The organism is Nostoc sp. (genome assembly GCF_036917315.1).
GTDB lineage: Bacteria > Cyanobacteriota > Cyanobacteriia > Cyanobacteriales > Nostocaceae > Nostoc.
Genome location: NZ_JBALDR010000009.1, coordinates 86,581 through 109,929 on the forward strand (window position 1 = coordinate 86,581; position 23,349 = coordinate 109,929).

The 23,349-nt window shown below is 39.0% G+C and carries 20 protein-coding genes; 5 read left to right on the plus strand and 15 right to left on the minus strand.

Annotated elements, in window-relative coordinates; genetic code table 11:
* Positions 1–73 precede the first annotated feature (73 nt).
* The 7 genes from V7K84_RS04470 to V7K84_RS04500 form a co-directional block, all read right to left on the minus strand.
* Positions 74–850: an SDR family NAD(P)-dependent oxidoreductase gene (locus tag V7K84_RS04470; protein WP_334836662.1), complete on the minus strand. Its 777-nt coding sequence runs from the start codon at positions 848–850 to the stop codon at positions 74–76.
* 368 nt (positions 851–1,218) lie between these two features.
* Positions 1,219–1,776, minus strand: coding sequence for a hypothetical protein (locus tag V7K84_RS04475; protein ID WP_334836663.1), 558 nt, complete (start codon positions 1,774–1,776; stop codon positions 1,219–1,221).
* Between the two features lie 763 nt (positions 1,777–2,539).
* Positions 2,540–3,145 carry an exopolysaccharide biosynthesis protein gene (locus V7K84_RS04480; protein WP_334836664.1) on the minus strand — a complete coding sequence of 202 codons (606 nt, stop codon included), beginning with the start codon at positions 3,143–3,145 and terminating at the stop codon, positions 2,540–2,542.
* 124 nt (positions 3,146–3,269) lie between these two features.
* Entirely contained in the window at positions 3,270–4,154 is an 885-nt protein-coding gene (locus V7K84_RS04485) for a lipid kinase (protein ID WP_334836665.1), read from the minus strand.
* Positions 4,155–4,886: 732 nt separating this feature from the next.
* Complete coding sequence (locus V7K84_RS04490) at positions 4,887–5,063, minus strand: hypothetical protein (RefSeq protein WP_334836666.1); 177 nt, start codon at positions 5,061–5,063, stop codon at positions 4,887–4,889.
* A gap of 49 nt (positions 5,064–5,112) precedes the next feature.
* Positions 5,113–5,529, minus strand: a complete 417-nt coding sequence (gene arfB, locus V7K84_RS04495; protein WP_334836667.1) for an alternative ribosome rescue aminoacyl-tRNA hydrolase ArfB — start codon at positions 5,527–5,529, stop codon at positions 5,113–5,115.
* A gap of 47 nt (positions 5,530–5,576) precedes the next feature.
* A complete protein-coding gene (locus V7K84_RS04500; protein ID WP_289797304.1) occupies positions 5,577–5,831 on the minus strand; it encodes an RNA-binding S4 domain-containing protein in 255 nt (84 codons plus the stop codon).
* A 574-nt stretch (positions 5,832–6,405) separates the two neighbouring features.
* Between V7K84_RS04500 and dpdE the strand changes: the two genes are divergently transcribed.
* Together dpdE and V7K84_RS04510 are read left to right on the plus strand one after the other, a co-directional pair.
* Positions 6,406–9,717, plus strand: a complete 3,312-nt coding sequence (dpdE, locus tag V7K84_RS04505; RefSeq protein WP_334836668.1) for a protein DpdE — start codon at positions 6,406–6,408, stop codon at positions 9,715–9,717.
* A gap of 195 nt (positions 9,718–9,912) precedes the next feature.
* Entirely contained in the window at positions 9,913–10,203 is a 291-nt protein-coding gene (locus V7K84_RS04510) for a cold shock domain-containing protein (RefSeq protein WP_442940926.1), read from the plus strand.
* A 141-nt stretch (positions 10,204–10,344) separates the two neighbouring features.
* Here the strand turns inward: V7K84_RS04510 and V7K84_RS04515 are convergent, their stop codons facing one another.
* Positions 10,345–11,364 carry a tRNA-dihydrouridine synthase family protein gene (locus V7K84_RS04515; RefSeq protein WP_334836669.1) on the minus strand — a complete coding sequence of 340 codons (1,020 nt, stop codon included), beginning with the start codon at positions 11,362–11,364 and terminating at the stop codon, positions 10,345–10,347.
* Positions 11,365–11,567: 203 nt separating this feature from the next.
* Complete coding sequence (locus V7K84_RS04520; RefSeq protein ID WP_334836670.1) at positions 11,568–12,920, minus strand: serine/threonine-protein kinase; 1,353 nt, start codon at positions 12,918–12,920, stop codon at positions 11,568–11,570.
* A gap of 47 nt (positions 12,921–12,967) precedes the next feature.
* Between V7K84_RS04520 and V7K84_RS04525 the strand changes: the two genes are divergently transcribed.
* The 3 genes from V7K84_RS04525 (at position 12,968) to V7K84_RS04535 (ending at position 14,692) form a co-directional block, all read left to right on the plus strand.
* Positions 12,968–13,090, plus strand: a complete 123-nt coding sequence (locus V7K84_RS04525; protein ID WP_334836671.1) for a hypothetical protein — start codon at positions 12,968–12,970, stop codon at positions 13,088–13,090.
* A gap of 175 nt (positions 13,091–13,265) precedes the next feature.
* Positions 13,266–13,763, plus strand: coding sequence for a GNAT family N-acetyltransferase (locus tag V7K84_RS04530; RefSeq protein WP_334836672.1), 498 nt, complete (start codon positions 13,266–13,268; stop codon positions 13,761–13,763).
* A 206-nt stretch (positions 13,764–13,969) separates the two neighbouring features.
* Positions 13,970–14,692 (plus strand): chromophore lyase CpcT/CpeT, encoded by a 723-nt coding sequence (locus tag V7K84_RS04535; RefSeq protein WP_334836673.1) that lies wholly within the window; start codon positions 13,970–13,972, stop codon positions 14,690–14,692.
* Between the two features lie 68 nt (positions 14,693–14,760).
* Here V7K84_RS04535 and V7K84_RS04540 read toward each other — a convergent pair whose 3' ends face one another.
* The 6 genes from V7K84_RS04540 to V7K84_RS04565 all read right to left on the minus strand — a co-directional run bounded on the left by V7K84_RS04540 (position 14,761) and on the right by V7K84_RS04565 (position 22,950).
* Positions 14,761–15,321 (minus strand): hypothetical protein, encoded by a 561-nt coding sequence (locus V7K84_RS04540; protein ID WP_334836674.1) that lies wholly within the window; start codon positions 15,319–15,321, stop codon positions 14,761–14,763.
* A gap of 191 nt (positions 15,322–15,512) precedes the next feature.
* Positions 15,513–16,862, minus strand: coding sequence for a cytochrome P450 (locus tag V7K84_RS04545; protein WP_334836675.1), 1,350 nt, complete (start codon positions 16,860–16,862; stop codon positions 15,513–15,515).
* A gap of 37 nt (positions 16,863–16,899) precedes the next feature.
* Complete coding sequence (locus tag V7K84_RS04550; RefSeq protein WP_334836676.1) at positions 16,900–18,792, minus strand: lipoxygenase family protein; 1,893 nt, start codon at positions 18,790–18,792, stop codon at positions 16,900–16,902.
* A 514-nt stretch (positions 18,793–19,306) separates the two neighbouring features.
* Positions 19,307–20,722: an AAA-like domain-containing protein gene (locus V7K84_RS04555; protein ID WP_334836677.1), complete on the minus strand. Its 1,416-nt coding sequence runs from the start codon at positions 20,720–20,722 to the stop codon at positions 19,307–19,309.
* 585 nt (positions 20,723–21,307) lie between these two features.
* A complete protein-coding gene (locus tag V7K84_RS04560; protein WP_334836678.1) occupies positions 21,308–22,465 on the minus strand; it encodes an AAA-like domain-containing protein in 1,158 nt (385 codons plus the stop codon).
* A 296-nt stretch (positions 22,466–22,761) separates the two neighbouring features.
* Positions 22,762–22,950, minus strand: a complete 189-nt coding sequence (locus tag V7K84_RS04565) for a hypothetical protein (protein WP_334836679.1) — start codon at positions 22,948–22,950, stop codon at positions 22,762–22,764.
* Positions 22,951–23,349: the final 399 nt, after the last annotated feature.

Sequence of the window (23,349 nt, forward strand, 5' to 3'; positions counted from 1 at the left end):
AGCGTCTCTTAACTCCAAACTTTTGTAGAGACGCGATTCATCGCGTCTCTACTCCTAAATATATACTTAATACTTAGGTTTTAAAGCGTTTCGCTAACATATTCAGTAGAAGTTTGCGCGGTACAAGCCGAGATAATTTGCTTCTAATTTGAGTGGTACTATCAGAGCTAATAACAGTTGGATAGCCTTTTTCTAAAGCCTCTAAAGATTCCAAAACCACTTTTTCGGAAGAATAAATTTTATCTGTACTGCTTGCCAGCGCTGGAGGAAAATTAGCTTCTGCAAAAAAGTTTGTTTCTATTGGCCCTGGACAAGTGACTAAAATACGTACACCATACTGATAATTTTCTGCCCATAATGCTTCACTAAAGCTGAGAATAAAAGCTTTACTTGCAGCATAAACAGAAAGATATGGTATTGGTTGAAATGCGGTAATAGAGGATACGTTAATAATACTTCCAGAACGACGTTGCCGCATCAAGGGTAAAAACTTATGAGTTAAATCTACTAATGCTAAAATATTTAATTGTACGATTTTGACTTGTTTTTCTCCATCTCCTTCAGCAAAGTCGCCATAGTAACCAAAACCAGCATTGTTGATTAATAAGTCAATAGTTAATCCCTTTGATTTTGTGGCATCAAATACACTAGCTGCTGCATTAGGTTCTGTCAGGTCTTTAACTATAACGTCTACTTGAATGTTGTGTTGTTCTTGTAGTTGTTTAGCTAATTCGCTTAGTTTGTCTTTAGACCGAGCAACCAGTACAAGATTTGTTTTGCGTGCAGCTAGTTCCTGGGCAAAGGCTTTACCAATACCACTAGAAGCACCAGTAATTAAAGCAGTTGGCATTATACATATTTAGATAGTTTTTAAGCACTTATAAATTTTAGCGATGTTGGCTATAAGTTTTAACTACCTAAAGTGATATACCAAAAAGGGTAAAAGCATTACTTAGTACTGAAATGAAGGTTAGTTTTCTGTACTCAGAATTTCACAATGGAACCTATTGCAAAAATTGAAACACAGATTTACCGCTATCTCAATCTCAAAAAATAGTTTGTGGAAATTTTTGCTAAATTCAGCATTCCAATTGACTGATTCTTCTTGCGGTTTTTTCTGAAAGTATAATTGCCGCTTATCCAGATATTTTTTCTGAAGTCCAATGTCAAAAATAATGATTTTTCTCATAGCGATTCAAAATGAATTTGAATTGCTAATTACCATTTTTCAGACCAATAGATAATTTCTGAGGTGGAACTATTAATAGCAACGCCGTAGCTATCTCCATGATTCCACTTAAAGCCAGGTCTACCTTTGTCATCTGTATTTAATACCAATATTTCATAAGTAGCTGGAAAAGATTCTGTAGGAGAATCACTAGTATAGAAGAAAGTTGTCGGCACACCGTTAGGTTGGTTTATGTGGTCGTTTGTGTCACCACCTAGATATTTGTGCTTGGCACTATTTCTGTATTGTGAAAGTAATTTTTCTATCTTCTTTGGTGGCTCTTTTAACCTAATTTGAAAAAAACTACTTCCTTGCAAAACTTTGGGAGAGTAAGCAATACGAACGTCTTTAGCATCAGGGGGAATCTCATTAGGAAAATGTTTTATTTGGTCATTTTCAGACCATAGCTGATTACGAATTTCTTTGTAGCGTGATGTATCAGTTATAATTTTAGGCTCGCTAGTACTGCTAAAAGTTGTTCTCAGAAAAAAGCTCCCCCCGACAATACTAAGACTAGCAAGGGCTAATAGAAATTGCGATCGCTTCATCAAGTTGGGTGTGTCTAACTTTCATAGTCATATACCCAACTAATAAACTAAATTCGTACTATTGCGGATATCCAATCAGAGATATTAACAGAAACTTTGTGTATTCAGAGGAAAATAGGGCTAATTGTAAAATTAATGTGAAGTTGGTCAATGATTACCTAGTCAAATACCGAAGGCGATCCTCGGAGACTAGTACTACCGTTGTAGCTAACGAAATCAATTCCACAGCCATCCATTTTTTTCAATTCTTCCTGATGCAGCAATAACTAAAGCGGATATATAAATAGTAGATGCACCTTAATTAAATCACAGCCTTCAGCTTTTAGTTGAGGGCTTTTTTTTATTGTTGATACTTTTTTATTTGGCAAGAAAATAAATTTGATCGAAAGTCTAGTTTTCCCGGATATGCCAATAAATAAAGCGGATTAATAAATGGTAGATGCACCTTAATTAAATCATAGCCCTCAGCTTTTAGTTGAAGGCTTTTTTATTTGCCAAGAAAATAAATTTGATCGAAAGTCTAGTTTTCCCGGATATGGCAATAAATAAAGCGGATTAATAAATGGTAGATGCACCCTAAAAATTTACAGCCTTCAGCCAAAAGCTGGAGGCTTTTTTATTGCTGACACTTTTTTATTCGGAAATAAAATAAATTTGCTTAAAAGTCTAATTTGCCCGGATATGGCAATAAATAAAGCGGATTAATAAATGGTAGATGCACCCTAAGAATTTACAGCCTTCAGCCAAAAGCTGGAGGCTTTTATTATTTCAATATCGATGGCAGCAAACTGGGAGCTAACCACAATGCATAACCAATAAATCCAAACAACAAGGTAATTAGGGTAGTAATGCCGTAGCTGATGCAAATTAATAAACCATCAGATTCGATCGTGGCAACAGTCAAAAGTAAAATACCGATAGTCGGGATAGGATTTGTAAACGGGATTGGTAATATTAGTAATACTGTTAATAAAGAGATACAAAACCCATTAATTCGCCAAATTAAAGGATTCTGAGCTACTTTTGCTAATCGGGGACGGGCGATTTTTTGAAAAACTTTGGTAAGCCGTCCCAAATTTTGCAAAAGTAACTGGGCGAAGGAACGAGGAAATTTGTAGTTAGCGATTCTTTTGGGTAGCCAAGGCGATCGCCTTCCTAAAACCATTTGTACTGACAACAGTAAACAAGCACCACCAAATGGGCCAGTTAATCCCGGTGGCATAGGAAACAAAAAAGGCAAAACTAATAATGTAATTACTAGGCTGAAGCCCCGTTCTGAGGTTTCTGTCAGAATATCGCCTAGAGTCAGCGGTTGTTCAGCTAGGCGTTGCAACAGGGATTTTATATCTTGAGAAAATCTCAGATGCATTTGGCGTGAGTTGATGCGAGTTCCCACTTTCTAGTAGAGGGAGATGAGGGAGAATAACTTCTAAACTCTGCCAATTTTAGATTTTGAATTTAAGGAAAATCTAAAATCTAAAATTGAATGACTCCTAACTCCTGCTTTCTGGAGGTACAAAAACAGCTATAGCTTTAGGTATAACCCGAAAATGAGCAGGTGTGTAGGTAGTGATTTCACCATCTGTATTGATAGCGCGAGGTTTGCGAGTACGTATCTCTATTTCTTGACCTTGATGGGAGCGTACACTCTGCCAATGTATGTGTCGCCCTTGTCGCATTGAAGGTAGTAGTAAGATAACCTGCCACCAGTGTTCAATCTCCAAGCTATAAAGGTCTAGCCTTTGATCGTCTATTGTGGCATCGTCAGCCACTGCCATACCACCACCGTAATAGCGGCCGTTACCGACTGCAATTTGCACTGTTTTGACGCGAACCAATTCACCGTTGATTGCAATCTCTGCTGTAAAAGGTCTGGCTTCCAAAAGCACTTGCAATGCAGTGGCAGCATAAGCAAATACTCCCCAACGGCGCTTGACTTCTTTGGTAAGTCGTTGAGTAATTTTTACACTCAATCCCATACTGGCAACGTTAAAAAAGTGCTTGCCATTCACACAACCCAAGTCGATACGCTGTGAATGTCCATCTCCAATAATTTTGCAAGCTTCGTTGAGGGAATTTGGAATTCCCAAAGTTCTCGCTAGATCGTTGGCAGTTCCCAGAGGCAAGATTCCCAAAGGTAACTGAGTTTCAATTAAAGCATCTACGGCAGCATTTAGAGTACCATCTCCTCCGCCAATAATTACCAAGTCAACTTTATGCTTATAGCGAAGTATAACTTCAGCAAGATGTTTGGGATCTTCTGTAGACTCCTCAATTAAATCAAGTCCAAGTGTTTTCAGACTTTGAATCGCTTCCGACAGACCCTTTTGCCCTTGGCGAGCGTGACGATTTACTAACAGCAGTGCGCGGGAACTCATGGGTGGTACCTTTTGTTGTTGATATGTCCAATTATCCGCATCTATATATTCTGCTTGAAGTTGACTACAAAAAAGTATTTAGGCTGTGATGAAAGTTATCAAAAATTCATTTCCCTAACACTTATTATATTGTGACTAATAATTTTTAATTTTTCTTTTTCTTTAGTTTAGCTCTACTAGCCCTCAGTGTGTTTATCTTCAGCAAATATAATTATTACTCCTCAGATAAATGAATTTTAGGTGTTTTTATTTATAAAATAGCGAGTTTTTCAAATATTATTATGCCAAACACAAGAGATATTTTTCATTAAAATAGATACATATACAGCAGATTGCAACTTGTCTACGTTCGCGCAGCGTGTCGCAGACAGAGGCTATGCCAAGGTGAGGTACAGATTATTGTAATATCAATTCTGTATGAAGATGCGTTAAACCATCTTTAAGTAGAAGAAAGAAGAAAGAAAAACGAACCACATACCCCTTCGGGGAAGCAAGCTACGCGCAGCGTCTCGTAAGAGTTGGACACAAAGAAAGTAAAGAAAGAAGTTAAAAGGATTTGGCGCAGCCTCACAAAGAAATGGTATAAGGACACAACAATGTTGTGCCCCTATCTGTGTACGTCATTTACTTAAAAAACGAATGCTGTATATAGCGCTTCTGTGTTGAATCCAATACAGCGCTAGTTGGTTGCTTAACGGTGGGAAATCCCTATCTTCATTTGGAATTTTGGTTTTATGACTTTTTCGGGTCGGTGTTGCGACCAATAATTGCTTGAAACACGTCCCCTAGTAAAAAGAAAAATGCCGCAATTAACACTACAAGCATTAAACCCGTAAGGGCCGCAAAGGGAGAGATGATAAACAAGATTAAAAGCCCAAACATCAAAATCTTTAGTAATGTCTTATTCATCTTTTTTCATATTGAATAATATGTATGTTCTCTACAAATAATCGATGAATTAACAATCTGTCACCTGTCCTCTGTTAGATTTAATCTGTGCGCGCTTACTTTTGTGGTCAAGGCGTTTTCTTTGAGAACTGCGAGTTGGTTTAGTGGGTTTGCGTTTGATTGTTACGACAACTGCGCTTTGAATGAGTTCTTGAAGTCGTTTCAAGGCTGACTCGCGATTGTTCTCTTGGCTTCGGTGTTCTTGGGCTTTTATTACAACTACTCCTTCTTGGTTAATGCGGCGATCGTTGAGCTTTAAAAGCTGTTCTTTATAATAATTGGGTAATGATGAAGCCGCAATATCGAAGCGCAAGTGGATCGCGGTAGAAACCTTATTTACATTTTGACCTCCTGCTCCTTGCGAACGAATCGCAGTAATTTCAATCTCAGTCTGTGGGATAATAACATTATTGGAAATTTGCAGCATTACTCACAAGGCAAAAGAGAAACTTGTAACTTTGGGATAAACTTTCTTTACTCGGTTTGCTCGGCTAAATCTATCATTACATCTGGGTCTTCATTGTTGTTTAAATTCACTTCTAAAGTCTGCCCTTGGATTGTCACTTTATCGCCCGGTACTAGTCGTCGTCCTCGTCGAGTTTCCAGCATCCCGTTTACTTGGACATCACCACCTTGAATCATCAGCTTGGCTTGGCCTCCTGTTGGCACTATACCCATCAACTTTAAAAATTGATTTAACTTAATTGTGTTGTCTCTAATTTTCTTCATAGTAAATAAATGTTCACAATCTTAATTGTATCGCGGCCTTCTCAAGCCAAAGCGTAAATCTGTTACATCAGATAATCAGTTAAGTACAGCATTTCATTAATTCGTAGCAAATTTAATTTGGCAATACCCTGCAATGCCATTGTGTTACCCTGCGTTTAACAACGTTACGCTTTTAGGCAAAACTTTGCTGAGAAATGTGAATTTACAGCAGTTTTCATTTAATTGAACTGTATATGTTGTAAAAGCACAACAATGCTGTACCTCTACTGTGTGGTGTATTTACCTGAAAATTGCTAATTTTATTAATTGGCTGTGATGGAGCGACGCCGAATAGCCCGCACTTCTCTACGAGACGCTGCGCGTAGCTTGCTTCCACGTTCGCGCAGCGTGCTGTAGGCAAGTAGTACAGCATGGTTCGACTCCGCTCACCAGCCGCTCAGTGACCATCGTAGACATCGCTCTAACAAAAACTGTAATACCAGTTATTATCTATAATGTTGATCGACAAAACTGCCAGATATGGGCTAAAAACTAGTCTGGAAGGTTCTTTTAGTGTGTTCAGGGGACTGGATCTATGATTAAGCTTGGTTTATTGGTACAGTCCCAGAATAACTCTTTGGGTATCGGAAAAGTTACGGAAATATCTGATACCAATGCAAACGTGGAGTATTTCTGCTCTATAGGCCAACGTCTCCAAAAAACTTTACCTTTAAGTTCGCTCTCTGAAGTCAAGCTGGAACCTCAGGCTCGATGCTATATCAAGTCCCAAACTCAGGATAAGTGGATAGTGGGCAGAGTTTTTATTTGGGATGATGATACAGAAATGTATCAAATTGATTTACCAGATAAGAAAACTGCGATCGCTTCTGTTGAAGATATTTACGTTCGGTGTAATCTACCAAATACAGACCCCATCCAAACTCTGGCGATGAAGGGCCACGAAACGCCCTATTTCCACGACAAAAGATTGGCTTTCGTGAAATCCTTGACTCAGCAACGCGCTGTGAGTCGCGGGATGACGGGACTGATTTCGGCAAATATTAATCTTTATCCTCACCAAGTTGAAGTAGTCAGGCGGGTACTAGAAGACCCAATTCAACGCTACTTGCTAGCAGATGAGGTGGGACTGGGAAAAACCATCGAAGCGGGTGCGATTCTGCGTCAATTTCTTCTCGATGAGCCGAAAAAAGGTGCGGTGGTCATAGTTCCGCAATATTTGCTCAAACAATGGCGAACTGAGTTAGAAAACAAGTTTTACATCTCCCATTTTGGCAAACGGGTAGCGGTGCTGGCGGTTGAAGATATTCATAAAATCAACCTGAAAGCAAGGATAGGCTGCTTAATTTTAGATGAAGCTCATCACATCGCCGCAATGGCAACCTCTAAGGATGCAACAGTGCGCCAGCGTTTTCAGACTTGCAAAGAACTTGCTCATAAAAGCGATCGCTTACTTTTATTATCTGCCACTCCGGTTCTCAATCACGAGCAGGATTTTCTGGCGATGTTGCACTTGCTCGACCCGACAACCTATAAAATTGGCGATCTAGCAGGTTTCCGCACCAAAGTTGAAAGCCGTCAGCAAATTGGTAAACTTCTGCTTTCTTTTAAAGAAGGTGCAGAACCAGAGGTTCTCAAAAGTAACTTGCAGCAATTGCGAAACCTCTTGGCTGAGGATAAGTATTTACTGAAACTGGCGGATGATTTAGAAAATTGTTTACAAGCAAATTCTCCTGAACAAGAGCAAATCGTCCAAGCGATTCGCGTCCATGTCAGTGATATCTATCGACTACACCGCCGAATGCTTCGCAACCGTCGTGCTGCGGTGGAAGACGTGATATTTGACCGCAACTTTACACCAAAAGAAGAGTACGATTTAGACGAGCGATCGCTTGATATCCACGAACTCCTCAATCAATGGCGGAGTGTTGCTCCTGGTGAAAAGCCATATCAGCGAGTTTTTCTGCTGTTATTTCTCGCTGCTGGTACTTGGTTAGGCATTTTAGAGCAGGTAATTACGGCGCGGTTAACTGCGAAACCTCATGCTAAACTCATCCAGGAATTTAAAGAAGATGATGTTCGCCTATTAACTACAACCCCCAAATTCTCAGGGGAAGAAGAGATTCTCCAATCCTTACTAAAAATTATTCGTCAACCTCAAGAGGATGGACAACGAACGGAAAATTTGAAAACAGTGCTGCTGAATCAGCTAGGTACTTATTTCAAAATTCCCGCAAACGTTCGGAAGAATCAAAAGGAATTCATCACGAGAATACAGCAGAGAATCAAGAGACCAATTACTGGCGACATTCTGCCCAAATTTGTTGTATTTACCAGTTTTGTGCAAACTTGTGGCGAAATTGTCCGGTATTTATCTGATACCTTTGGTGCAGAGACAATAGCTAGCCATCAATTTGGAGAATCACCAGACAAGGTTGAGGAAGGCTTAAATCGGTTCAAGAACAACCCCAACTGCTTTATTTTAGTATGCGATCGCTCTGGAGAAGAAGGGCGTAACCTCCAGTTTGCCGATTGGTTAATTCATTTTGACCTGCCTTGGTCGCCTAATCAATTAGAGCAGAGAATTGGCAGACTTGACCGCATTGGCAGCAAAATTGGCATCCAATCTAGTGCCTTGATTGGCCCTTACTTGGAAGATAGCCCTCACAATGCTTGGTATAAAGTATTAAAAGATGGGTTTGGTATTTTCCAACAATCAATTGCCAGTCTCCAGTTTTATGTGGATGAGAAACTCGCAGAATTAGAAACAGTTTTGTTTCAATCAGGTGCGACTGGATTGTTAAAGATTGTTTCACCAATTCAAGCGCAAATTGAAGCAGAAATAGCCAAAATTAGCGAACAAAATGCTCTAGATGAAATTGATGCAAACGATGAAATTGCTACCGAGTATTTTCAAGAGCTAGACAATTACGATGCTCGTCATCTAGAAATGAAACGAGCAATTGAAGGCTGGATTTGTGACGCGCTGGGATTCAGAGGACTGAATAACCCCGATTCATCAGAGATGCGACGTTATCAACCAACAACGCGGACATTGGTGCCGATAAATGATTTGCAAAACCGTTTTGCTGAGAGTTCCCTAGACCAATTTGGTACTTATAATCGCAGAGTAGCAAACCAAAATGCTGGTGTTAAACTCTTTCGAGTTGGGGAAGGATTTGTCGAAGCACTCTCGAACTATATCAATTGGGATGACCGAGGTGAAGCCTTTGCTCTGTGGCGCACTGATGCATCTTGGGACGCGAAAGAAGGGAAGGAGTGGTTCGGTTTTCAATGCAATTATGTAGTCGAGGCAAATTTAAGAACTGCCAAACAAGTTTTACTAGATAACAAACTAGATAATTCTCAATTCAAAAACTTGCAGCGCCGCGTTGATGCTCTATTTCCGCCAATTATAGAAACTATCTATGTTGATGGACGCAAGCAGCCAATCCGGGTTGTTGAGGATAAAGCACTCTTAAGTATTCTGCAACGTCCATATAAAGACAAAAACAATAATCAAGGACGAGATTACAATCTAGCAAAAGAGCGCTTAGGAATTATTGACGATTTTGTTGACCCTAGTAAATGGCAAAATTTTTGCTATGAAATGCGTAACACTTCTGCGGAATTACTTTCAAATCGTCCCGATTTTATTGACTTATGTCAAAGTTGTGCTAAAGTCGCCGAAAAGAAATTAGCCAATAGAGTAGAACAATTACGACTACGTTTAAACCAGCAAAGTTGGGATAATGCATTAGCTGAAGAATTGAAGATAGAAACTGCTTTAAATGCAGCTATTCTAGAGGGAATTCGCCAGCCGCTTCTGAGGCTTGATTCTGTGGGTTTTATTGTGGTATCGGGGCGATCGCTTGTGCAATTTGAGTGATATTGTGTGCGATTAAATAGCTTTGGTAATTCTAATTGAGAGCTTGATATCCCCGACTTTTTAAAGAAGTCGGGGATATTTTTGTTCCCGTACAAAGTAGGAAAAGTGGGAAAGGTAGGATGTTTTACTGTTTTTGTTGATTTTATTATTGCCTGTTGTTAGCCTGTTATTGAACTGATATTAAGATTAGTAGATATGAAGACAATAGAAATTAAAAATTTGCAAGTTCCAGAAATTGAAGAACTTGATGATTTGAAAGTAGCGGCAATTGTAGGCGGCGCGCTCATTACAGGACAAGTAAAATATTTTGATGAGTACAAAGGATTTGGCTTCATTACACCTTCAGACGGATCTAAAGATGTTTTAGTTAATTTCTCAGCTATTCAGTCCAGTGGTTTGAAAACGCTAGATGAGGGTCAAAATGTTGAATTTGAGATTCAAGGTGGTGCAAAAAGGCCGAATGCTGTAAATATTATCACTATATAAGACTTGAAATAAACACAAGTTTGAAATCCGCTTAGTAACTAAGCGGATTTTCTGTATATGCAAAAATCTATTCTGACAAGCGATCGTTTAGCCTTAAAACCCACCTAACGGGTAATCTCGGTCTATCGACAACGCCCGATATCACACGCTCAAAGAAGGCGCTAGGGCTAAAGTTTTCGTCAAATCGGTAAGAAGAACGCGATCGCACAGGTTAAATAATTCTGCCTCAGTAGAAGTGTGTCGCATCAATCGTAAAAAATGACCTTCAGTGTCAACACTCAGGGCAATGTAGTTGAGGAACATTTTTAGGTAGCCGACGCGCGATCGCTCTGGCATCGTTGCTGCTGTGGGGGTTTGCCATAAACGATCGATATAGTTGCGTACCTCCGCTAAAGGAACGGGTGCGATCGGTTCTTTTCGCAAAGCTTGCCGAATTTGATTAAAAAGCCAAGGATTCCCGATTGCCCAACGTCCCACCATCACACCCGCCGCGCCCGTTTGAGAAAGCACTTCAACAGCAGTTGTCGCCGAGTTGATATTGCCATTAGCAAGCACTGGACAATGGACTCGTCTAACTGCTTCAGCGATCAAATCATATTTCACTGCCCCGTGGTACATATCTTTTACCGTGCGGCCATGCAAACTCAGCAAATCAATGTTGTGGCGATTGATGATATCTAGAATTTTGTAAAAATTATCTGTATTTTCAAAGCCTACACGCATTTTGACCGTCAAAGGTCGATCGCTAACTGCTTGCCGCAATTCTCCCAAAATCCGATCCACTTTTTCCGGCAAGAGCAGCAATCCACCCCCAACATTTTTGCGATAGATTCTAGGTGCTGGACAGCCCATGTTCAAGTCAACTCCAGCGATATTATAGTTGCAGAGTTCCTTTGCTGTTCTGACTAAATCTGGAATACTTTCGCCAATCATTTGCGCAAAAACGGGACGACCTGTGTCGTTTTCGGTGATTGCTGCCAAAATGCTACGATTGAGCCGGGAGGTATCATTGACGCGGAAATATTCGGTGAAAAAGTAGTCAGGGCTGCCGTAGTGGGCAATCACCTTCATAAACCAAAGGTTTGTCACATCCTGCATGGGCGCAAGAGCGGTGAGAGGTAGGTGTGGATAGAACGATTGGGGGAGCGATATCTGGGACATAAAGATGAAGAGCGATCGACAAAGCTCACTGTTAAATTATAAGTAGCTAGACGTAAATAAATTAAAGTTTGTAGTGTACCCCTTTGGGGAAGCAAGCTACGCATAGCGTCTCGTAGAGAGGACTTTAGTCCTAATTATCGTTGCTTTGAGCGATGAACCGCTCACTATGAACTAGAAGTTTATTAGTAATCTTATTATCAAAACTAACTAATACCACAAGCTGCTAATTTTACAGTTAAAGCATCGGGGTAGCGCCACGATTGAGAACCACCAATCCAAATACGTGAGGGTAAATGACCGATTGGTGCTTTGAGACTAAAATTGAATTCCGAATTTGCATAACTAGAATTGTATATATGCCAACCAACTTGATTACAAAAAACTCCATAGTCTCCATTCACGTTTTTGTAAATAAGTGTCTGTACGCTAAAACCAAAGCGTTTATGACTGTAATTCACCCATAAAAGGTCAATGATTTGCAAATCTTCACAGGGAAGTTTCTCAATATCGCTACTAAATATATAGCTACCTCTAGGCTTTGCTAGGGCTTGACACATTAGTTCCCAAGTTTCTTTATCTGCTAATTCCCATTTTCCTTTTGCTAATAAATCACGCAAATGTGTATAATCAATAGTAGTTAGTGTACGATAATTAGAAATATTTAGCAATTTTTTTGGTTGTTGCTCTAGTGTCTGTAAAACTTCTGTTGCCGATTGGAAGCGTTGCGAAACGGCATTTTGTAAAAGTTTATCTAAGATTTCACAAAGGTGAACGCTAACAGTATTCTTTGCTGGTAAATGTTCTTGCCATACCCAGCGATCGCTAGCAATATCGAACAAATCAAAGGGAGAAACATCGGTAAGCAAGTAAATACATGTTACACCCAAGCTATAAAGATCGCTGGCTGGTAATGACTTTCCTCGCATTTGTTCGGGAGCGATATATTCTGGGCTACCTACTATTGTGCCTGTACGAAGTTGCTTCATGTTATTGGCGAATTTAGCAACTCCGAAATCGATTAATACCAAGTCTCCTCGGCCCGAACGGCGCATAATATTTTCCGGTTTAATATCTCGGTGGATTACTTGTCGGGAATGGATAAATTGTAATGTGAGCAATAAACTTTTTAATATCTCCCAAATTTGCGGTTCTTGAAAAACGCCTTGTTTTTGTAATTCCTGGGCGAGTGTTTGTCCATCTACTAATTCTTCAACGATATAAAATTTTTGATTTTGTTCAAAGTGCGCTAGTAATTTGGGTATTTGAGAGTGTTCTAGTTCATTGAGGCGAAGGGCTTCTTGATGAAATAAATTGACTGCTTTATGCCAAGTCTCAGTATTTTCTTTTTGAAAACATAGTTGTTTAACTGCACATTTGGGTCGATCTGGAAGATGTTCATCAATAGCTAAAAAGGTTCTCCCAAAGCCACCGCTTCCAATGACCGTGAGTGGACGATATCGCTGTTTAAGTAATAATTCCTGACCACAACTATTGCAAAAACGAGAATCGTCAGAATTTTGTGGACGTAGGCAATCAATATTGGTACAGTAGCTCATACTACAGGAGTTCTATTTGTTGGAATTACTATATATAAAGTATTCCCATGAGAAGGGCACTCTTACTAGTAGAAAAGACAGCGATGCCTACGCCTACGCACTTTAGAAGTTTTGGCATAGTAGTAGTTTACTGCCTGTTCCACGCGATCGCTGCTTTGGTGAAACTTTGACTCTTTGAATTTGTGTCAGATACAAGAGTACTACAACCGAATAAAAGTATCAAAAGCTATTGAAACCAACGTTTAGTTGCCTCTGCAATGCGTTCCCCAAAGCGTTATTCTCTGTTATTCTTCTAAAAGAAAATTCTTTTGCTCCAAGTCTTTCTCCTATTTATATTAACTAAATATGTGTCTCAATGATGTAGTGATTGACCGTGCCAGCCCCAGTGATGTTACTGCAATCGTCAAGTTGGCCCAAGCCAATGACGCAGAACATGGTGGTATGTTGTTAGGTCATCTTGAGCCAGAGGCTGTGATGATGACTATCTCTCAAATGCCGAGCGTTGTAGCCCGAAAAAATGGTCAAGTTGTAGGATTCTTACTCAGTTGGTCAAAGACAACTGCTAATCTACCAATTATAAAGGTGATGTTACAAACCTATTCTGGTACAAAAGATGCTTACTTATATGGCCCCATTTGTGTTGATGAAACGATGCGTGGGCAAGGTATTGCTGCGGAAATGTTTGCTAAGTTGAAAGATTTTCTACCAAAGCGGGAAGGAATACTGTTCATCAATGCAAACAACAAAGCATCACTTCAGGCACATCAAAAGATGGGTATGTGCAAAATGGCAGAGTTCATCTATGAAAGCACTGAATTTTTGATATTCGCGTATAATAGCTAACTACTTTATAGGTTCTCTTTAAAATTAAACTGAGTGGCTAATCTGGAATAATTTAAGTTATTTACTACTTGCTTAATCTGGAAAATGACATAAGAGGGTTATTAGCCAATAGCCAAGAAAATTATTTCATGACGGAAAATGGGCTTGATGGTGTAAATTATTTATCCATAAGTCTGTAATCTGCTCTTGTTGGAATCCGAACCTCTATGCATTTACTCAAAGTATCAATTTTGACATTCTTAGTCACTACATTTTCATTTGTTCAACAAAGCCGTGCTGATACCAGTGCGCCACCAATTAAGATACAGGTTCAGCAAGTAGCACAGTGGTTCACTGGTTTTTTTGATAATGCTCAACAGGTTGCTAATAGCCCCTCTGTGCCATTAATTACTATATCAAGTTGTAGTGTACAACTGGATGGTACTAATCCTCTGGCTGAAACACAGAACGTTTATCTAGAGCAAGAAAGCCCAGGTTTTGAGCGGCTACGCCTTTATTCTTTTAATCAAGGAAATTCGGCTGTGAATCTAAGTATTAGCAGCTTTTTAAATGAAAATACTGTACGCGGGTTATGCAATCATTCTCAGTCTAAGCCACAGCTTAGTATTAACAATGTTGAGAAGAACACATGTAATCTGCAATTATTTTGGGAACCGAACAGCTACATTGGGAACAATGCTCCCAATGGCTGTATAACAAATAATGGCTTCAAAGTGGTTTCTGATATAACTATTGAGCAAAGTAGCATCGACTCCTTAGACAAAATTTTTGACAAGAAAGGCAATTTACTTGTAGCCACACCCATTGAATTTCGTCGAGTTAATTCTGTTCCAGAACCCTCTGTCACATTCGGGTTACTGGCTTTGGGAATTTGGAGTACAAAAAATGCAATTTCAAATCGGCAAAAACAGAAATCAAAAAAGAATTAAATCTCTGTTTAAAGTTAGCGATGGAGGGCGATAAGGCTCTAAGCTTTAGCTGACTAACCTGAGCCGGATCAATTTGAGTGGCGTCCAATTACTAAACATTCATTTTGTACCCTGGTAAGCATATCGTTAAAAGCAGGAGTATAACAACCATCTTTATCAACAACCCTACGGAGAGTATACTCACCAGCCCGAGAAAGTCCGCCGAACCAAACGTTCTTTCTGTGCCAAATATCTCCATTGAGAGAATTGTTGTCTTGGGACATTGTGAAACTAACAATCGATTTTGGAACTGATATTCCTAGAAAAACAGGTGTGATTTGAGCTTGTTGCAAAGTTTCATCTTCAAACTTAATTTTGTAACTTACTTTAAACCATTGAATTGAACGTAGTAATATCCAGCCAGCAATCGAGTCATGAAAAGTCCACTGTAACGGGGCCAATATCGGTAAAAGCAAATTTCTATTCTCTATATCCCATTCTAAATTGTACATAGTAATGCAAGTGTCTGGCAGTGGATTGCCATCCATAAAAAACACACCTTTAAGTACAGATGGTAAGTTTGTTTCTTTGATTGGAATCATCCAGGTTGCAATATTATTAAGTTGCTTTTTTTCAATTAATTCAGCCATATAATTTGTAATTACTTCCTTTGTGCTAAAAGAATACCTAAATTTGTAAAGAACCGAATAAGAGAGAAGATGAGTAATCTTGCACTAGAAAAAGAGTAAAATCAACTCAAAAAGCCAGAACAATTACCAAATTATAATTCCGCACGAGAAGTAGGGGCGTAATCTGTGCGCCCCGGCTGGAAGTCCCTTACTCACAGTCGTTGAGCAAAACCTTGTAGTACTAAATTATTAGGAGTAACGGCAGTCACTTTTTCAAAATCCCATTTGACTTCTGTAATTGAGTCCCATTGATAGTTGTGGAACAGATGTAAACAGAAAATTTTGATAAAGCCAATTGATAAGGATGTACCAGGACAGGCTCGTTCATGCCCTTCGCCGTTCCAAGATAAGATATCTGAAAAATTTCGTGTGAGGTCAAAATCATCTGGATTTTGGTATCTATTGGCATCTCGATTAGCTGTAAGAATAGAGCCAAGCAAACGAGTACCTTTTTGGAATGGACATTTTTGTTTTCCAATTTCAACTTCACCCGCTTCAGTGGTAAGTTGGCTAACAAATCGCACAGGTGGATAGAGACGAGCCGTTTCTAGAATCACTTGATTGAGAAGTGTTGACCGTTCTAGAGCGTCTGAGTCTAAAGTTTTTTTACCATTCCAAATTGCATTCACTTCTGACACTACATCATTTCTGAGAGTATTATTCAAGCAGAGAACACCAATAACTGATCCTAAAAGCGCACTTGTGCCGGCAGTACCAGCGATATGAATCATATCAAAAAGGGTATTAGCGATTTGGTGTTCGTTCAATTGATACTGAGCGCCTGTTTCAAAGTAAGATGCCCATTTAGCTGATTGTTTATATCGCTTAATTAAATATTGACGATGCCGAATTTTTGGCGCTGTTAATATTGCCAGCAGATACTTGCTGATAAAATTAGGCAAGGATGCAAGAGCCAAACCCTTAATGTAACTATCGGATGCTGTGATTTCTTCCTCAGATAAAGATATCTGAAAAACTAGTTGGTGCAAAATCGACAGCATGATCTTTGGCAAATCATTGCCGATGTGTAATTTGCCTTGTTTAGCAGCTTCTAACAACCTTTGCTCAACTAGATTCCCTAAAAAGTCTATCTGCCCTGACGGTTCCGGTAAGGCTTGTAAGATTACAGTACGTAGTCCTGTGTGTTCGTTACCGTTTGTTCCCAAGCTCAGAGGATTATCCAGCAGGTAGCTAGGAGCTAATATTCTGATGATGCCTAAATCATTTCCTCGCAGTTGTGGTTGGGTTTGCATTAATTCTCTCACCTGCGAGTGAGAGGAATGCATAATTGCTTGGTCTACTGCAAAATACTTGTCTCCAATATTATCCTTACGGATGTAGAGAAAGTCTCGCCATGCGTTGAGCATGATTGACGCATCCATGTAATAAAAAATCAAGCGGAGAAACTTGCCGATCGCAGTATCGTAACCTACTTTAGCTAGTATAGGTGCAAGCCAAAGCTGGCGATCGTGACCTTTGAGGACTTTATCTTTAAGTGTCATAGTATTTATTTTGAGTCATTTGTCATTTGTCCCTAATTCAGATATTGATGCTCTGAGGAATTTTAGAAGGAAGTAGATACTCATAGGGTGGACGGTGTAAATTACGTTGCTTGATGGTATCTTCTACCTGCTGAAGATTACTTTGGAATGCTTGTAGCAATGATTTTACTTTTTGGTCTGTAAAGTATCCTTGCTGATAATCACCCAGCTTGTTGTAATACACAGACCCCAATAAGCTGAGTAGGTTGTATTGCCGTTGCGCCCGATCTAAGGGAGGGAGCAAATTAAGGTAGTCTTGCTCAGTAACTTCTCTTTTGAGAGTTGAGGCTGGTAAATAACCTGCCAATGGTATGGCTGCGGCGTAGCCCATAAAATCTTTTTGCGGAAAGTTAACCGCAGCGTGTTGAGCGCTGGCAGTGAAAATAACCAGCGTAGTGGCATCAATTAAGTAATTGCGCGTTTTGATGCCCCCATCTTCGCCAAAATCGGGGATGCGACCACCATCGTAAGCTGAAATTTCGGCTGCCCAGGCTTGCAATGCTCTGTCTTTTTGAATGTCTTCATCGGTGGTGTAGTAAAGATTTAGGTAGTCTGCAACCCATTGATGAATGGCATTCCAGACTAGTAGGGCATCATCCCGGTAAGGATAAATAGGCAAGAGGTTGGGATCGTCTACACCGCGCTGTTGGAATTGCTTAGGTAAGATGGCGCTATTAAAACCATAGCTTTGCAAGCCTAGCACTACTAAAACGCGAGAGTTATCGATTGATGATGAGAGTAATCTATCGACACCACCGCCTGGAGCTATGAGAATCCGTTGAGCAGCATCGTTAATTGCTAAAGTGCTGTCAAAATGCGGGTGCAGTAGAATTCTTAGGGGATGGGTGAGTGGCAATTGTCGAGCGGTGGCGATCGCAAAAACACCAATTAACAAGTGAGTTCTTGCTAGGTGAGTAACAGCTTCGTGGTAGTTGGCATCTGCTATTTGGACTATTGTTTTGGCAAAAAGCCAAGAGTATTTACCGGAGTTAGGGGTAACAATTGGATAATCTGGGCCTGGGGTTTGACCGCATTGAATGGCTATCGGACGCAATAAACGGTTGGGGTCTGAGCCTTTGGGTAAGGCAAACAGTGCTAGGGGAGCATAGAGATATTTTTGCTCGTGTGGGAATGTACCGTTGACCGCACCATCTAAAATTTTATAGTCAGCTAAGTAGAGTCTGCCTTCAAGTCCGGCTGCTGCTAATGAATCGTCAGTTCCCATTACTCCTTGGTAATGTTCGTCTGTGACTGGGAAGCGATCGCCTGGAGTAGTTACTCGCGCGATCGTGACGGGATTGTAGCCAGCCACTCGCATGTAGGCAAATACTTCATCTTCTTGGTGAGTTTTAGCGATCGCTGGCACACCAATCACTGGAAACAAATTTTCGTAGTCCTTAAGACTGGTTGCATGTCCTGTCGGCTGTCCTTCATATAGAAGGTTAATTATCCTATTTAGGGCATCTCTGAGGATTACAAGTCCGTTTTCTTTCAAAATAGAATAAAAAAGATCGTCGAGTTCTCTAACATCCTTAGATATACCTTTGAGCAAAAACTGAGGGATAATTTGCAGGATTCTTGCCAGAATATTGATTTTTAGTGGTACTGCTCCCTTGAGCAAGGCTTCTAAAATAAACCTTTCGACATCATCACGAATCGATTTAGAACCTTGATTGCCTCTGTTGACAATCAAGGTATTGATAAACACAACTCGTAACTGCTGGGCTAATAAAAAATACCAGTTAGTAGCAAACTCTTCCGCAAGAGAAAGCCGATCCAGCATCGCAATAGATGGAATATGGACGTAGTTATATTGATACTCTTGCCTAGCTATATCTAAAGTATGAGTACTTGATGAGCTGATTAAATTTTCTGGTGATGAAGCAGTCATTGACTCTACTCATGTTTAGTACGGGTAACTTTAATAGTTTAGGATAAACAGGTTTGAGTTACCTAAATGTATTATCGCAATCAAGTTTAAAATTACGATTTTTCTAAAGAAATTTTCTGGATTTTATCAACTCCTGAACCACGCACTAAATGTTTAGAAATCTTCCCAGAAATATCTAGCAATACAAATAATATTTGCCAAGATTTAGAAACAATTCTCAAAGAAAACTTTCGCACTAAGGTATTGTGTTGGAGTTGACTTGAGTAATTCAGGTTAAAAGTAATAAATAATACTAAAATCAACAGTGATGGCTTTGATATTCAGAATTTTTAGATGCTATATAAGGAAAGCCATAATAAGGACAAAATCGAAACTTCAATGGCGTAGTTGGTTCGTTACACTTAGCACAACTATTACGTAATGCCGTAACGCGCAAGAAACGAAACTGCGATGCTTAGGTTGGGCTGCGCCTACGCAGTACTTGATATCGAGTGAGTGCCTTACTGTTGCTCTATCAAACAATTGTCGATAGCTGTTTTGCAAAATAGGCCTGGTAGAGTCCGTAACGCGGTAAGATGCGATCGCCCTCAAAGCGAATTAATCCCAAACCTTCAAGCTTGTAAGTGTCAATAGGATTAAGAGAAATATCTTGCTTTGCTGCCAGAATTTCAGCAAAGGTCTTTGCAAGTCTAGGATTTTCTTGCAGTTTGATCAGCTGTCGCCATAAATGATCGCGGTAGATGCCACCATTGGCGATCGCTTCCTCTATTATTTCTTGCAGGGTCATTTCTTGAGACTTAAGATAGTACAAACTAATCTGAATTAGTGCTGGATGTCCTCCTACTAATGACATCAGTTTGATCAAATCTTTAGCTTTAAACGAGTCTAAACTATACCGCCTAGCTAAATCTTCTATTTGTGGTTGAGTAAAATCGTTCAGACGAATAGGTAGACCAATATTAAAAGGAGAAAGATTAATATCCATAGAGATATAGTCTTCGGTTGAGTAAACCATTACTAACCTCAGCTTTTGCCAGTTGGGATTGTGTCGTGCTTCCTCACACCATGACCGCAACAATGCAAAAAACTCTTGACAAATGTGAGGATATTCAAAAAAACGGTCAACTTCATTCAATATCAAAACCACTGGGTTTTGACATTGAACGAGCAAATAGTTTTCTAAATAGAAGCCGCTACTCAAGTTGTAGCCAATTTCTTCATTCCACTTTTCCTTGAGATTGGGGTCAATACCTAACCCTGTTGCAATTTTCCAGCAAAGACGACGCAACAGTTTATTTAAATCAGTTAGACACTCACTATCGAATTGGTAGCAATTCACATTCACAGTCTGATACCCAAGTTTCTGTGCAAACGCACAAAGCCGCAACACAAGAGAACTTTTACCCATCTGTTTGGGGGACTTAATCCGAATCACGCAGCCACTAGTAGTTACTTCTCGATAAACCTTTCTCTCTAGTGGAGGACGTTCAATATAAAAGTAAGAATCTAAAGGTACGGGGCCATCTGGGTATGACCAAAGATTTTCTATATGTTCAGTTTGTGTGTAATGTTCTTCGACAAATGAGGTTAATTCAGAACGTTGAGATAAATCTTCTTCTATATTTGCAATAGACAATAACTCAGATGTTTCAGTCTCATTTGCTTTGTTGACTATGGTGTAGTCTTCGCTGTGTAATTCTAGATTAAAAGCGCTAAAGCAGAGTTTTATAGTTTTTTGATCTACACTTTCACTTAAAGACCATAATTTACTCAAAGTTCTACTAGAAACATGAATGCGCGAGCTTATTTCTTCTAAACTCAAGTGTTCGCCTTTATTTTCTACTATCTCCACAGAAAGAATTGCTGATTGTAACCGTTTAATCCCTGTGGAAGTTAGTACAACTCCGCGTGCGCGTTTAGTTTTATACATGGCTGTCCCAAGTAGCTGTTATAAATGAGTGTCACAAGCAACATTTCTTTTTACATACTGAAACTATAATTTAATGTGGCAATCTTTGATACATTTTTGTTTCATCTTCTCTAAGATATATTGGAACTCTAACAAACAAGTTACATTATACTAGCTTGATCGTAAACACTGTCATCAGTTATTTATTTATCCTACTTTTCCTACTTTTCCTACTTTTCCTACTTTTTTACTGAGTGTTTTGATGGTTGTCTTGCAAAAACCTCTAAAGAAATGAAGTCTTTGTATTTACCTGAATTTGTACAAATGTGATTAAATAATGTAATATTTTTAACTTGGATAAAATATTACTACTTAATAAATGTTGCAAAAAGATTATCGCTTTATTAGACCTCTAAATATTGAGTATTAATAGTTGTGGAACTACTTGTAATCAAGACTTGGTTAAAAACTTGGCAGAAATTATGCACAAGCAAAATCCAAAGATAGACGAGTAGATAATCTATAAATCGGTAATAACTTATGCTTATTTCTCGGACAAGCAATGCAGAACTTATCTAATAGATGTATTCTGATTACTAGCTTCTACTAAGAAAAGGGAAGATTTTCTAACTGTCTTAATACCCATTGAGGAGTGAAAACATTCCGGTAAATCGGGTTTTTAACTCTCAGATAGCCGTTATAATTTTCCACTAAACCAGATAGCAACAGTTCTGTCTGTTCTTCACTATTATCGGCTGGTATCAAATTATCTATCGGGTTCCTATTCCTTAATTCCTCTACTTGTAACACCCGTTGATAAATATTTAATAACTTTCTTGCTTTGTGTTCGTCAAAAAGTAAGCGATCTCTTATAGTACGGAGATGTTCAGGTTCATCTTGGAATTCCCAATGTTGAATAATGCGCGATCGCACCAATTGTTCTACCCAATATCCTTCAGCACCGTTCGGTATGGTAATTGTTTCCTTATAACTTTCTAAGGCAACTTGCACAACTACCTGACAAAGCTTCTGCGTGAGAAATGGCTGTCCTCTTGTCCAATGAATAATATACGCCAATATTGCCTGTGGGTGGCTGACTACTTCTTCTAAACCTTCAAGTAGGGGCATAGCTTCATGTAATTGAAAGTCAGATAACTTAATTGCTTGACCAATGTTAAAGGGAGTTCGATGTCGATCAACAATTAGGCTAGATGGACTGGCTACACCAAACAAAGCGAAACCCAAGCGTTGAAAACTTGGGTTGTGTGCTTGCTGCTCATAACAGTAACGAATCCAGATAAAAAAATCGTTGAGCGGGAAATTCAAACTCAGCAGACTATTAATATTATCGATAAAGATGAAAATACGATTATTTTGAACTTCTCTCAGCAACACCTGTTCAACAAATTGATACAGTCGTTGTACAGGAGCAAGCTCTGATTGTTGCTCCCACCAACTTTCAAAGTTGATTTGCTCTGTTAGATTTAACTTGTGAAACAGGCTGAAAATAATACTTTTATACCATTGTGTAGGTGTAATTTGATTAGTACCTAATAAAAATGAATTTAGATAAATGCATATATAATTTTCTTTTTTTAAGCGATGAACAGTCCGGTGTAGTAAAGATGATTGACCTGTTTGGTGGTAGTTGAAGACATAACAGAAATTTCCTGTTTTTAATCCAGTATAAAGTTGTTCGTCTGCTTGGCGGACAATATATGTAGAGTCATCATATTTCAGGCTACCACCGACCTGATATCTCATAATCAAGTCAATTACTATAAATAGCGATACTTGTATTTTTATAATCGATACTATATTTAAACGCAACAATATTCTGATAGAATTTAACTTTTGTTTTCATTATTTTTGCTATTACTTAAGGTTTAACTACCTTGTATTTACTTACATTCTCTGATAGCGATCGCCCTGTTTCATCACTCTCAGAAACTAGATGATTTCTAACTTTTATGCTATATGCCGACCTTTCTCAATCATTGCACTTACTTCTTTTTCATTGTGTTGTTGAATTGAACTTTGATAAATCTAGGTTGAGATTTTTAGTAATGGCGTAACCGCCCAGCGTAGCGGATCGCAATATATAATTCCTCACTCAACTTGTCTTGGTTAGTAAATAACCTGAGTTCGGGATAAGTAGATGGACATAAATAAAGTGAAGACAGGGTAGGTGAGATACCTACGCCACAAGAGGCTAATTGTTTTTGTAAGATGGGCATTATACCTGCCATAGCCAGTAAAAGAGTATTTTATATTTCATTAAGTCCATCTACTTATTGGCAATGCAAACAAGACTGCAAGTTAACATAGTTCATCATTTTTCACAGCAGAGGTGTAGTGGAAAATGACAGCTAAATTATTCTCTGAAAAAAGCAAAACTTTGGAAAAAAATTATATATTTTTAGATAACTAAAGAGCAATCGCCTAAGAGATAGTGCCAAAGTCGATCGCTATATCATTTGCAGACTTATCTTCTCTTAGCTAAAAAGAAAAATCAAGGAAAGTTAAGACATTTAAGTAAATTATTGAGATAGTTAAGGAGTTATGTAAAAATAACTTGAACAATTAAGTGCCTACTTTGGGTTTTATAATATAGTTCCACTCACCATGAAAAGAATTTCGTTCGATTG